The following is an 11,531-nucleotide window of genomic DNA, read 5'->3' on the forward strand; positions in this document are numbered from 1 at the left end:
AATGCAGCAGAGCCAACAACCCCTGTCCGTCCCTGCCGGATTCCGGCCGGTGGAAGACGGCCGGGTCATCCGTGAAGTCGTCGGCTTGGGCCTGAGCGACCTCGTTCCCGGCTTGGTGATCGAGCACCGGCCGGCCCGCACGGTGACCGAGGCCGAACATGTGCAGGTCCTCGCTTTGATGGGCAACGAGGCGCCGATCCATTCCGACATCGAGTTCTGCAGTCGTACCGGGCATGCGCAGGCCCTGGTGTGCGGGATGCTCACGCTCAACATCGTGCTCGGCATGACGGTCCGCTCCACCAGCGGCATGACCACCGGCAACCTCGCCCTGGACGAGGTCAGGTGGACGAAGCCCGTCCACGTGGGCGACACGTTGTGCGCACGCAGCACCGTTCTGGCCGCTCGCCGTTCGGACAGCCGCCCCGACCAGGGCATCGTCACCTGCCGGGTCGACGGGTTCAACCAGCGCGGCGATCTCGTCGTCACCGGTACCCGGGCCTTCCTCGTCCCCGCCGACCCGGACGCCGTCCGCGACGCCACGGGCTACTAGCGAGAAGGGTGGGGCGAACTATGGACGTGGAATTCACCGAGGCGGACGACGGGCGGTGGCAGGAATACGACGCCCTGGCCCGCCGCGCCTACGGCCAGCCGGTCCCCGACATCACACGCCTGGGACCGTATGCGGACCGACGGGTAGCGGTGCGCGGTGGGCGGGTCGTCGCCGGGGGCCTGGCGGTGCTGGTGCCGCAGTGGTTCGGTGGGCGGCCGGTGCCTGCCGCGAGCATGGGTTGCGGCTGCGTCGCCCCGGAGGAACGCGGCAACCGCCTCGCGGCCCGCCTCGCGCAAGAGCGGGTGCGCGCGGTGCAGGACCAGGGAGCCGTGCTCGCCACGCTGTGGACAGCCTCCACCGGCTATGTGCGACGGCTGGGCTGGGAAGCCCCTGCGCAGGTGTTCTCCTGGACGGTGCCTACCGCCGCCCTCCAGCAGTCCGTCACGGACACGATGGAGATCACCCACGGCGACAGCGGACAACTGGGGGAACTGCGTGACCAGTTGGCCGGGCGGTGGAACGGCCCCTGGCGGCGTCCCGTGTGGTGGGGCTCCTGGCAGCAGGAGCGGCATCCTGAGCTGGCAACCTACTCGTTCACCGAATCCGGGGGGCGGGAGCTGCGCGGCGTCCTGGCGGTGGCGACGGAACGCAGCCCAGTTGGCCGACAGCTGGTCGTCCACGACTTCTGGGCTGCCGACATGTCGGCAGCGGACGCCATGCTCGCCTTCCTCGGCGGGCACCGGGGCCGCATTCCCACGGTGCTGTTCGAACGCACCGGCCTGCCGCCCGGCCCGCTGCTGCAGCAGCGTCTCACGAGCATCGGCACGGCGACGGCCACAGCCTGGCATCCGTGGACGCTGCGTGTCCTCGACCCCGTACGGGCCGTCGCGCTGCGCGGGTGGGCCGAGCACATAAACGACGAGATCGTGCTCGACCTTCCCGACCCGGAGGGCAACGGCCCCAGACTTCACACTCTGAGCATCAGTGCAGGCCGCGCCTGCCTCGCCCCCGACGTCGCACGGGGGCGACGCACCGCCGACGTCACCCTGACCCGGGGGCAGTTCGCGCTCTGGTACGCCGGCGCCTACCGCACCCCGGCCGCCGCCGCCATGGCAGGCGTGCGCGGCGACGTCGCTGCCCTCACGCGTCTGCTGACCACCACCGCTGACCGCGAGCCCTGGCTCGCCGACTACTTCTGACCAGCGCCGTCTCGCACCCCGCCCGTCATCCGGCCGTTGAACCGGCAGGAACTGCAAGGAGAGGGGCACGTTGCACTACGGACCGCCCCACGCCACGTGGGTCGGCCCACCGGAACAACTTGCTCCCGAGCCCGTTCGGAGACCTAACGCCATGAAGACCGTCAAGCCCTTCCCACCCGAACTGCGGGACTGGGTCGCCGAGCACCTGCCCGGCCTGGATGCAGCCGAGGACCGTTCCTGGCCGCGCAGCACCTCCCTCGTCTGGCACGTGAGCGCGAGCGACCAGGACGCGTACGTGAAGGTCAGCCCGAGCGGCCCCGACTTTCAGCGCGAACTCGCCGGATACGCCTTTACCGCAACGCACTTGGGCCCGACACATGCACCCCGGCTGCTGGCCTGCAACCAAGACCTGCGCGCGATCCTCAGTACCTCACTGCCGGGCCGCGTGGTGCGGGACCTGCCGCTGGAAACCGGCACCGAGCTGCGTCTGTACGAGGCTGCGGGGGCGTTGTTGCGCCGTTGGCACGACGCCTCACCGCCCGGCACCGACGCGCACCGCGCTGCGGTCCGCGAGGACGTGGAAGGCCAGGCCCGCGAGGCAGCCGATTGCCTGGAGGACCTCGCCCCGCACCTGACCGCCGACCAGATCGCCCTGGTCGAAGCCGCGTCGAAGGAACTCACCGGACTCGCCGAGGAACTACCGCTGGTCTACCGGCACGGCGACTACGAGACACGGAACTGGTTGTACGACGAGGCCACCGGACAGCACGGTCTGATCGACTTCGCGACGGCCACGCACGGCATCGCCGCTGCCGAGTTCGTTTGGTTGTACGGCGCCGTCTGGTCCGTCCGCCCGGAGCTACGCGAGGCGTACTTCACCGGCTACAAACGCCCGTTGACGATCGACGAGGCCCGGCTGCTGCACCTGCTGACCGTCCGCCTCGGTGCGTCCTACCTGCGCACTGGCCTGATCAAGGGCCGCGACGAACTCGTGGCGCGCGGCCACCTCATCCTCGACCGGATGGCCGCCCGTCGACCCTGACCGCACCGCCCCCGGGCCCGGGACACCACCCCGGGCCCCAACACCCTTCATCACTGCCGCAGCGCCCCGAACCAGGAGGTACCCGATGGCTCTCGCCCCCGGCTCGCCTGCTCTCACCACGTCCATTCTCTGGAGCGATACCCCCCTGCCGCTGCGTGCCGCCGTCGAAGCCGTCACGGGCCCGGTCCTTGCGGGCACTGCGGGCACGGCGGGCACTGCGGGCAGGAACGCACGGTTGCACCTGATCCTGGCTGTCCCCAGCGGCCGGGTGTTCCTCAAGGCCGCGCCAGCGTCTCATCGCCACGCACGCACCCTGGACACCGAGGCCCGTCTCACCCCCGCCGTTCCCTGGCTGGCGCCTAAGCTGCTGCACCACGGAACCGCAGGTGACTGGCGGTGGCTGCTGTTCGAGCACGTCCCCGGCCGAACGGCTGACCTGTCGCCGGGCTCGGCAGACCGCGATGCCGCTGCCCGCGTGCTGCAACGTCTCGCGGACCTGACAGCCCCCGCCGTCGAGCTGCACGCCGAGGACCGCTGGGCCCACCTCGGCGCGGGCTTAGACCTCTCACTCCTAGCCGGAGACCGGCTCGTACACACCGACCTGAACGCGGGCAACATCCTCATCCAGCCCGACGACGACGCTGCCCTGGTGGACTGGGCAAGGCCGGGGCGTGGCGCCCCTTGGCTGAGCGCCGGCTTCCTTCTCGCGCAACTGATCAATGCAGGAACGCCAGCGGCCCACGCCGAATCCTGGGCCCGAAGGGCGCTGCCTCACTGGGCCGCTGCCCCTTCCGAGGCGGCCGACACCTTCGTCGCCGTGCTGACCCGGCGCCGCGCCGAGCAGGCCGCTGCCTGCCCGTCCGACCGCCGCACCGAGCGCGAGGGCCAGTTGCGTTCCGCCCTGAACTGGCACCGCTACCGCACGCGCACCTGACCCCACTCCCGCCCACTTCGGCCGACCGCCCGCTTGCCCCGCCCCCGCCCGATGCCGCAGAACGGGAACCCCATGGACCTCACCTCCCCCGCCCGCAGCACCGCACCCGCTGAAGCGAGTGTGCAGGTGCCGCTCGCCGAACTCGTCGACCTGATGGTCAGCACCTGCGTAGCCGCCGGCGTTCCCGAGAACGCGGGGCTGAAGGTGGCCGACCACTTCCTGACCGGGGAACTGCGCGGCAAGCCGTCTCACGGCCTGGCCAAGTTCGCCTTCGAATCCCGGTTCTTCCCCGAGCGACAGGGTCCACCCGAAGTCGTCCGGGAACGTGGTGCGGTCGCCGTCGTCGATGCCCACCGCGAGATCGGACCGCTCAGCGCCGATTTCGCGACCGCCGTTGCCATGGAGCGGGCCCGCGGGCTCGGTGTCGGACTCGTCGGGGTCATCAACACCCAGCGTTATGGCGTGCTGTCCACGTTCACCGAGGCCATCGCATCCCACGGCATGATCGGCATCGCCGCCAACACGTCCCGCGCGGAAGCGGTCCCTGCTGGCGGAGCCACCCCTGTCCTCGGCGTCAACCCTCTCGCCTTCGCCCTGCCCACCCTCGACGAGCCCCTGAGCGCGGACATGGGCACCACCCTCGCGCCGATGGGCGTGCTGTGGGAACACCGTCGCTCGGGGCAGCCCCTGCCCGAGGAGTGCTTCGTCGACGCCCACGGCCGCACCACCCGCGACCCCGACGCCGCCTCCTCCGCGATCATCTTCGGTGACCACCGCGGTGTCGCCCTGTCCCTGCTCCTGCAGGCCCTCACCGGCTCCCTGTTCGGTTTCCCCATGGGCAGCGACGTCGACTCCACCTGGACCACTGGGTACACCCTGATCGCCCTCGACCCCGCCTTCGCCGATCCCGGCGAACGTGCGGCTGCCGCGAACACTCGCCTCGCCGACCAGCTGCGAACCGCCGCGGCGGCCGACGGCACCTGGCGCGTGCCCGGCGACCAGGGCCGCGCACGCGAAGCCGCCGCCCGTGCAAGTGGCACCCTCCGTGTCCCTGTCCCGCTCCTCGCTCGCCTGTCGGCCCGCGCCGATGGCGACTTCTCCTCCGACTGATCCTCAGGAGACCCCCGTGAACCGCTTGCAGTTCCACTGGTTCCTGCCGACCGGCAGCGATGGCCGCACCCTGACCACCGGGATGCGCGGTACCCATGGCCCCGGCCACGACACCACCACGGCCGATGCCCCCGGTGCCGACCGGTACCGCGCTCCCGACATGCGCTACCTCACCCAGATCGTGCAGGCTGCCGAGCACCTGGGCTTCGACGCCATCCTCACCCCTGCCGGGACGTTCAGCGAGGACCCGTGGATTACCTGCGCAGCCCTGGCCCAGGTGACCGAACGTCTGAAGTTCCTGGTCGCGCAGCGTCCGGACTCCATATCCCCGACGCTGGCCGCGCAAATGGCGGCAACGTTCCAGCGGCAGTCCCGGGGCCGGCTGCTGCTGAACGTCGTCACCGGTGGCGATCCTGCTGAGCAGGCCCGCTTCGGCGACCATCTCGCCAAGGCCGCCCGCTACGCGCGCACCGACGAGTGGCTGTCCGTCCTGCGCGGCGCCTGGGGTACCGAACCGTTCGACTTCACCGGAGCGCAGTACGACGTTCGCGGTGCTGCGGTCTTCTGTCCGCCAGATCCGGTGCCCGGGGTGTACTTCGGTGGCTCCTCGGCCGAGGCCGCCCAGGTCGCCGCCCGGCACGCGGACGTGTATCTCACGTGGGGCGAACCGCCCGCCGCTGTCGCCGCCAAGCTGGACCGCGTCCGTTCCCTGGCTGGCGAACGCGGGCGCAAGACCCCGCGGTTCGGGATCCGCTTCCACGTCGTGGCCCGTGAGACGAGCGAGCAGGCATGGGCCGCCGCCGAGCACCTGCTCACGGGCATCGATCCGGAGCACGTCGGCCGGGTGCAGGCCACCTTGGCCACGAGCCAGTCCACCGGGCAGGCCCTGCAGAGCGACCTGCACGCCGCGTTCCGGGACAGCGGACGCACCTCCGATCTGGAGGTGTGGCCGAACGTATGGGCCGGGGTGGGGCTACTTCGCGGCGGCGCGGGCACCGCCCTGGTCGGCTCGTTCCGCGAAGTCGCCGACCGGATCACCGAATACGCGGACCTCGGCATCGAGGAGTTCATCCTGTCCGGGTTCCCGCACCTGGAGGAGGCGTACCAGGTCGGCGAGGGCGTCCTACCGCTGCTCGGCGCCGGCATCGGCGGCGTGGCGGTGGGCCGGTGAGCGCCGCTGTGAACGTGCTGATCGTCGGCGTGGGCCCGCACACGCGTCTCAACCACCTGCCCGCGCTGGCTGTGGCGCAGGACGCGGGCCTCGCCGGTACCGTCACCGGCGTCGACCTGCCCAGCGCCACAGCAGCCGAGGTCGTCTACGGCACGCCCGGTCGCCCACGGCGCATGCCCGTCGTAGTGGTCCCACCGTTTCCTGCCTCTCAGCGCGCCCTGCCCGGCGAGGTCCGCCGGGCGCTGGATGAAGCGGTGGACCGGGAGCGGATCGGAGCGGTCTTCGTGGCGACCGAGCCGTCCGTACACCTGCCGTACGCGCTGTGGGCGATGGAGCGGGGACTTCCGGTGCTCCTCGACAAGCCGCTGACCGTACGCCCGGGCGCCTCCACCGACCCGGCGGCTGCGCAGGGGCTCGTCGACGACTTCGACGCTCTGCTGGATGCCTACCGGGCTGCCTGCCGACGCGATCCGCAGATGGTCGTCAGTGTGCTGAGTCAGCGCCGCTGGCACCCCGCGTTCCGCCGGGTGCGGGAGCTGGTCGCCGAGATCGCCGAGGCCACGAACTGCCCGGTCACCTCGATCCAGTCCAGCCACGGCGACGGCCAGTGGCGGCTGCCGGACGAACTCCTCAACCTCAGCTACCACGGCTTCGACCGCGGCTACGGCAAGGCAGCGCACTCCGGCTACCACCACTTCGACACCGTGCCGTGGTGGCTGGCTGCGGGCGAGCGCCCAGGCAAGCAGATCGACGAGATCGAGGTCCACGCCGCGTGCACCAGGCCCGCGGACTTCCTCGCCCAACTCACCGTCAGCGACCACGGACAGCTACTGCCGGGCTTCGCCGACCGCAACCCGTACACCGGCCAGGACCTGGAGCTGCTCTCCTCCGGCTTCGGGGAGGTCGACGTGTTCCTCAACGTCTCCTACCGCAGCCGCGGACGCGTGATGACGCTGGGCAGCCACAACCTCGCGCACACCACCTTCTCCCAGCGCGGCAACCTGCAGCCGGTGCACGACGGCCTGTACAAGGGCAACGGCCGTATCGGGCAGGAGACCCACATCATCCAGCAGGGCCCCTTCCAGGCACTGCACCTGCACGTCCTGCAGACCCTCCACAGGGAAGACGCCGGCATCGATCCGCTGGCAGCGGGGGGCGCCGACCACATCGAACTCCACATCTTCCGCAACAACCAGCTGCGCCCGGACTGGGAGCGGCACCGCACGCTCGCCTTCGCCGATCTCGTCCGAGGCGACGGTGGCAGCGTGGTCCTGCCGACCCAGCGGTCGGCCCGCACATGCGCCGTTACCGAGTTCCTCTCCTACCTCACCGGCCGAATCTCCCGCGCGGAGTTGGCCTCGGATCTGGCAGATCACGGGCGTCCGGTCCGTCTGATGGCCGCCGCCTACCTGTCGATGTCCCGCCGCTGGGCCGACGGCGGGCGGGCAACCGCCCCCGCCGTGCTCGACTTCCATCCCGTCGATCGAGCTGAGCGCGCAGGACGCACCCTCGCCGCACTGGGAGGTACGACGTGACCGCCGCACCTGCCGCCGACCGCACCACGCCTGACCTGGTCGCGATCCTCGGACCGCACCTGCCGCAGGTTCTCGCCGCATGCCGCCCCCACACCGGACGCCCCCTCCACACTCGGGCGTGCACCGGTGGCAATGTCAGCCACGTCTTCCGCGTGCACGGCGAGACAGGCACTGCCATCGTCAAGGTCCGCAGCGACCACTTCGCCGGAATCGCGCACATCGCCACCGACCCGTCGCTGATCGCCGTCGAGCACCGGGCCCTCCTCCGGTACCACGGGTTGCTGCCCGACCTGTTCCCAAAGGTCCTCGCCTTTCTACCTGCAGCGCACACCATGGTGCTGAGTGACGTCTTCCCCGACGGCCGCACCTGGCACGAGCACCTCGACCAACGCGCCGCCACAACCGAGGAATGCACACGGCTGGGCAGCGCCCTGGCCCGCATCCACCGCGCCACCGCCCACCTGCCGCCGCTGCGCGAGGGCCTCGGCGACGACCTCTTCCGCGCCGAGCACACCTACGGCTACTGCCTGCGCGCCAGCGGTCACCACGCCCTTGACGAGGCGTGCCGGCGCCTGGACGCCCTGCCCGGTCGGCAGCTGGTCCTCGGCGACACCTGCCCGAAGAACCTCAGCCTCGCGGCGGGGCGCACCGCGTTCGTCGACCTAGACAATGTGCACCACGGCGCCCCTCTGTTCGATCGCGGCTACCTCCTCGCCCACCTGGTCCTGCACCACGCGGCCCGGCCCGCGTGCCTGCCCCCGCTCAGTGCCGCGTTCCTGAACGCCCACACCCTCCCAGGCCCGGCCCGGCCCTGGCATGCCGACGACCTCCTCGCCACGGTGGCCGCCGGTGTGCTGCTGTACCGGCTGGAAGCCCGCACCGTCCCCTACCCGCCGACCGCCCCGCCCGCCACCGCCGGCCGTCTGCGCCGCAGCCTGCGCCGCCTGCTGGATACCGGGCCGTTCACCGTCCCCGATCTGCTCGACGTCACCGCCGCCCCGGGGACAGCATGAAGACCCCCTTCGCCCCGTCCGGCCGTCATCCGGATCTTCTCCCGCTTGCCGAACTGAGCGCCCGCGGCATCCACGTGCCCAGCATCCAGTCGCTGGCCCGCGACCAGAGCCCATTCGCCCGCCCCACCCCGGCGCGGACCCGCCACCTGGCGCCGGGTGTCGCCCTCACCGCCCGCCCGATCGGCCTCGGCGACGGCTGCCTCACCAACGCCTACAGCCTCACCGTCGACCTCGACCGCGCCCGGTGCCTGCCCGTCTCCTCCCCGGCCGGCTTCCACCTGCGCCGCCTCGTCACCGGCCCTGCCGTCGCTGGCGTCTCCGGCGCCTTCGCCTACATCTCCGACGCCCCCGACTACCAGCCCGCCGAACCCTGCCTCGACCTCGCCGTCCGCGACCAGCACGTCGCCAGCCTGCCCACCATCACCAAGCCCGCCCTCCTCATCCACCACGGCCACCCGGTCGTGCGCACCCTAGCCGCCACCGGCACCCTCACCGTCGCCGGTCGCCCGCACACCTGGGCCGGATCCAAGGAACCCCTTCCGGACCCGGCCCTGCCCGGCCACCTCACCGTGTTCGGCGCCGCAAACTGCCGCATCCGCTACCACGACGACCCCCGCACCGGGTTTCGCCGCGACGTCGACCCGGCCACTAACACCACCCCCCGCCACCCGGACGTCCTCGACTGCACCGTCACCCCCACCCCCACCGGCCCGCGCATCGCCGCGCTGCACCCCGGCGGCGGCGCCGACCTGTTCACCGGCCCCTACGTCCTGCGCACCCACCGGCCCTGGCCCGCCCACCTCGCCCCGGGCGCGCCCGTCCACATCACCGCCATCGACACCCTCGACACCGTCGGCATCGACAGCGCCTTGTCGCTGGGCCCGTCCGCCGCCGACGCCGCCGCCGGACGCACCGCCGCCTGGGACCAGAGCCTGGGGACGAGCCCGTTTCGCCCCGACGCCCGTTACGCCCGCACCCTGATCAGCCTCGGCGGCCGGCACCTGACCCTGACCGTCCTGGACGGCGCACCCCTCGCCCCCGCCTTCCAGGGCGTCACCGTCCAGGAGACCGCCCAGCTGTGCGAGCGGGCCGACCTCGACCCGGCAGCGGTGTTCCACCTCGACGGCGGACAGACCTCCAAGATCGCTTTCCGGCACGGCCGCGAACCGGTTGACGCCGTCGGCTCCCTCCACTATCTGCGCTGGCCCCGCCAGGAGCACGAGCCCTTTCGCTGGCAGGGCCTCGACGGGCGCCCGCTGCACAGCGCTCTGCAGATCACCCCGATCGAGGAGGCTCATTGACCGCCCCCCGGTCCGTCCTGGTCGTCGTCGCCCATCCCGACGACGCCGAGCTCGCCATGGGCATGTGCATCCGCGGTCACGTCCTCGCCGGCGACCGCGTCCGTGTCCACTGCCTGAGTACAGGGCGCGCCGACGAAGACGACGGCGCGGGCCGCCGCGAGGAGTGCCTGGCTGCCGCGAAGCTCCTCGGCATCGGCGGCTACACGTTCTCCCAGATACCCGACACCCGTTTCACCGACCACCGCGGTGCCATCAACGCCGCCCTGTTCGACGCCTTCGCCGCCGAACGCCCCGATGTTGTCTACACCCACTACCCCGACGACCAGCACCTCGACCACGCCGTCACCGGCGAGGAGGCCACCACCGTCGCGCTGCGCGAAACCGCCGACTTGATCCACTTCCGCTCCCCCTACAGCCGGAACTTCGAACCGAACCTCTACGTCGTCGGCACCCCGGAGCTCCTGGCCGCCAAGCAGGCCGCCCTGGCCTGCTTCGCCTCCCAGCAGCAGCTCGACATGGAGGTCTTCGGCGGCCTGACCGAACTGGCCTACCGGCAGCACGTGCACCACCGCGTCGTCGAGCGCTTCCCCGACGGCGCCCACGGCGCCGAGATGTTCCGCACGGCCCGTCAAATCGTCCACGCCGCCCGCCCGTAGACGCGACACCGACCGCAGCCCCACGGCCCCGCCCACCACCCGACCAGAGAGGCACAACCGATGAGCAGCACTCTCACGTACAGCGGGGAGGAGACCCTCCCCGCGCTGCGAGGAGCCTGCCTCCTCGCCGGCTTCGACGCCGGGCAGGCGCAGTTGATCCGCGCCCTCGATAACGGCATCTGGCGCCTGCCCGGCGGCATCGTCGCCCGCGTCCATCAGCGGGGCACCACGGCCACCGCCCGAAACGAGCTCCGCGGCGCCTACTGGCTCTACGGAAACGGCGTCCCCGTCCCGCTGCCCCGCCGACCCGAACCCGTGGTGGCCGCTGGGCGTCCCGTGACCTTCTGGACCGACCTTGGCGCCGGCGGCCCTGCCAATCCTGCCGACGTCGCCCGGATGCTCCGCTCCCTCCACCGGCTTCCGGCACCCACCGACTTCACGCTGCCCACCCACAACCCCTTCGCCCGTTTCCCCGCCCAGATCGCCACCGCCCGTACCACCTTCGAAGAGAGGGACTGGCTGACTGCCTACGCCGCCCGGCTTCGTGAACGGTGGCTCGCCTTGGACTGGCCCACTCCTCACTGCGTCATCCACGGCGACGCCGGGCCGGGCAACACCATGTCCACCACGACCGGAGCGTTCCTGATCGACTGGGAGCGGCTCTCGATCGGCCCCCGCGAATGGGACCAGGCCACCGCCGCCTGGCACCGCGACGTCTTCGGTGCCCACCCCGACGACTACACCGCCTTCGCCTACGTCTACGGCAACGACATCACCACCTGGCCCGGCTACCAGGTCATCCGCGACGTCCGCTCCCTGTGCACCACCCTGTTCGCCCTGCGCCACACGACTGCCGGCCCAGAGGGCCGCGCCGAAGCAAACCACCGCCTGGCGTGCCTGCGCGGTGCTGCGGGCCCGGCCCCGAAGCCGTGGACCGCCCGCACGTGGCAATGGGCCCGCCCGCCGGCCCCCGACGCCCTGCTGGCCCGATGACGAACCCGTCCCCCGTCGGGACCTATC

Annotated in this window: 11 protein-coding genes; all 11 read left to right on the forward strand. The window is 71.7% G+C overall.

Features of this window, described 5'->3' with window-relative positions:
* Position 1: 1 nt before the first annotated feature.
* The 11 genes from ACZ5PB_RS04705 (at position 2) to ACZ5PB_RS04755 (ending at position 11,504) form a co-directional block, all read left to right on the forward strand.
* Positions 2-550, forward strand: coding sequence for a MaoC family dehydratase (locus tag ACZ5PB_RS04705; protein ID WP_468687756.1), 549 nt, complete (start codon positions 2-4; stop codon positions 548-550).
* 20 nt (positions 551-570) lie between these two features.
* Entirely contained in the window at positions 571-1,749 is a 1,179-nt protein-coding gene (locus ACZ5PB_RS04710) for a GNAT family N-acetyltransferase (protein ID WP_468687758.1), read from the forward strand.
* A 151-nt stretch (positions 1,750-1,900) separates the two neighbouring features.
* Positions 1,901-2,791, forward strand: coding sequence for an aminoglycoside phosphotransferase family protein (locus ACZ5PB_RS04715; RefSeq protein ID WP_468687761.1), 891 nt, complete (start codon positions 1,901-1,903; stop codon positions 2,789-2,791).
* 85 nt (positions 2,792-2,876) lie between these two features.
* Positions 2,877-3,725, forward strand: coding sequence for a protein kinase family protein (locus ACZ5PB_RS04720; protein ID WP_468687762.1), 849 nt, complete (start codon positions 2,877-2,879; stop codon positions 3,723-3,725).
* A gap of 72 nt (positions 3,726-3,797) precedes the next feature.
* Positions 3,798-4,835 carry an Ldh family oxidoreductase gene (locus ACZ5PB_RS04725; protein WP_468687764.1) on the forward strand — a complete coding sequence of 346 codons (1,038 nt, stop codon included), beginning with the start codon at positions 3,798-3,800 and terminating at the stop codon, positions 4,833-4,835.
* A gap of 25 nt (positions 4,836-4,860) precedes the next feature.
* On the forward strand, positions 4,861-6,006 hold the full coding sequence (locus ACZ5PB_RS04730) for an LLM class flavin-dependent oxidoreductase (RefSeq protein ID WP_468688277.1): 1,146 nt from the start codon (positions 4,861-4,863) through the stop codon (positions 6,004-6,006).
* Entirely contained in the window at positions 6,003-7,541 is a 1,539-nt protein-coding gene (locus ACZ5PB_RS04735; RefSeq protein WP_468687767.1) for a Gfo/Idh/MocA family protein, read from the forward strand. The genes ACZ5PB_RS04730 and ACZ5PB_RS04735 overlap by 4 nt, the downstream gene beginning before the upstream one ends.
* Positions 7,538-8,554, forward strand: a complete 1,017-nt coding sequence (locus ACZ5PB_RS04740; RefSeq protein ID WP_468687769.1) for a phosphotransferase — start codon at positions 7,538-7,540, stop codon at positions 8,552-8,554. The genes ACZ5PB_RS04735 and ACZ5PB_RS04740 overlap by 4 nt, the downstream gene beginning before the upstream one ends.
* Positions 8,551-9,855, forward strand: a complete 1,305-nt coding sequence (locus ACZ5PB_RS04745; protein ID WP_468687771.1) for a phosphodiester glycosidase family protein — start codon at positions 8,551-8,553, stop codon at positions 9,853-9,855. The genes ACZ5PB_RS04740 and ACZ5PB_RS04745 overlap by 4 nt, the downstream gene beginning before the upstream one ends.
* A complete protein-coding gene (locus ACZ5PB_RS04750; RefSeq protein ID WP_468687772.1) occupies positions 9,852-10,511 on the forward strand; it encodes a PIG-L deacetylase family protein in 660 nt (219 codons plus the stop codon). The genes ACZ5PB_RS04745 and ACZ5PB_RS04750 overlap by 4 nt, the downstream gene beginning before the upstream one ends.
* 60 nt (positions 10,512-10,571) lie before the next feature.
* Positions 10,572-11,504, forward strand: a complete 933-nt coding sequence (locus ACZ5PB_RS04755) for a phosphotransferase family protein (protein ID WP_468687774.1) — start codon at positions 10,572-10,574, stop codon at positions 11,502-11,504.
* The last annotated feature ends 27 nt before the right edge of the window (positions 11,505-11,531 follow it).

The organism is Streptomyces sp. NPDC032721, assembly GCF_055579625.1.

Bases quoted from the DNA above. Each gene is read 5' to 3' on its own strand.
- ACZ5PB_RS04705 (WP_468687756.1), top strand. From the start codon at position 2: ATGCAGCAGAGCCAACAACCCCTGTCCGTCCCTGCCGGATTCCGGCCG.
- ACZ5PB_RS04710 (WP_468687758.1), top strand. From the start codon at position 571: ATGGACGTGGAATTCACCGAGGCGGACGACGGGCGGTGGCAGGAATAC.
- ACZ5PB_RS04715 (WP_468687761.1), top strand. From the start codon at position 1,901: ATGAAGACCGTCAAGCCCTTCCCACCCGAACTGCGGGACTGGGTCGCC.
- ACZ5PB_RS04720 (WP_468687762.1), top strand. From the start codon at position 2,877: ATGGCTCTCGCCCCCGGCTCGCCTGCTCTCACCACGTCCATTCTCTGG.
- ACZ5PB_RS04725 (WP_468687764.1), top strand. From the start codon at position 3,798: ATGGACCTCACCTCCCCCGCCCGCAGCACCGCACCCGCTGAAGCGAGT.
- ACZ5PB_RS04745 (WP_468687771.1), top strand. From the start codon at position 8,551: ATGAAGACCCCCTTCGCCCCGTCCGGCCGTCATCCGGATCTTCTCCCG.
- ACZ5PB_RS04755 (WP_468687774.1), top strand. From the start codon at position 10,572: ATGAGCAGCACTCTCACGTACAGCGGGGAGGAGACCCTCCCCGCGCTG.